Source organism: Novosphingobium huizhouense (assembly GCF_020179475.1).
Taxonomy (GTDB): Bacteria; Pseudomonadota; Alphaproteobacteria; order Sphingomonadales; family Sphingomonadaceae; genus Novosphingobium; species Novosphingobium huizhouense.
The window spans coordinates 1-282 of record NZ_JAILXZ010000044.1; the positions used below are offsets into that span (position 1 = coordinate 1).

Consider the following 282-nt stretch of genomic DNA (forward strand, 5'->3'; position numbering starts at 1 on the left):
GAGACAGATGTCGACGCGCGAGCGCCGACTCGTCGCGGTCCTGATCCTCGTCGTCGCGGTGGCGGGCGTGCTGGCGCTGCTGGTCACTCCGATCATCGAAGGCTTTTCGTCCCGCGACCGGCAGAGGCAGATGCTGGCGCAGGTGTTCCACGCCAACGAACGCAGGATTGCCGCGGTCGGTGTGCTCCAGCACGAAGCCGAGGCGCAGCAGACCGAAATGCGGCGGCGCTTCATGGTGGCGCCCGACGCGGACGAAGCCAACGAGATGCTCAGAGCCAGGAT

At 67.0% G+C, this 282-nt stretch carries 1 protein-coding gene; it reads left to right on the forward strand.

Features of this window, described 5'->3' with window-relative positions:
• Positions 1 to 7: 7 nt before the first annotated feature.
• A partial coding sequence (locus K3A85_RS17910) for a hypothetical protein (RefSeq protein WP_225207870.1) occupies positions 8 to 282 on the forward strand: 275 nt, incomplete at its 3' end.